We start from the raw sequence: 329 nt of genomic DNA, 5'->3' as shown, positions 1-329 counted from the left end.
GCTATACTCCAAGCCACTTCCGCGTTCTCCGTTGCATAGGTCGCTTGAAAATTCGTTTTCAGGTCTGGTGACGTGGCAATTATACCGTTTACATTATCAGAGAAAACAACATATTTCGAGCCGTCGTACAGCGCTGCCTGCCACGCACCATTATTTTGCAGAGGTGTGATTGCAGTCCACGTAATGCCATCTGTCGATGTTGCGATATATCCATTAGCACCGAACGCAACCATGTACGACCCAACTAGCATCAGGGCGCTGATCGAACCTCCTGCGGAGCTACGCAATGTTGGTGTCAACGTTCCCGTGAGAAGTCCTGCTGTACCGAC

At 50.2% G+C, this 329-nt stretch carries 1 protein-coding gene; it reads right to left on the bottom strand.

What is annotated here, in order from left to right; all coding sequences use genetic code 11:
• The coding region (locus AC1RPG_RS08560) for a hypothetical protein (protein WP_481762562.1) at window positions 1-329 on the bottom strand (329 nt) is incomplete at both ends.

This window comes from Dellaglioa sp. CoH-57-MRSF-18 (assembly GCF_056781995.1).
The sequence above is the reverse complement of the archived record's forward strand: the minus strand, read 5'-3'. Positions and strand labels throughout refer to the sequence as shown.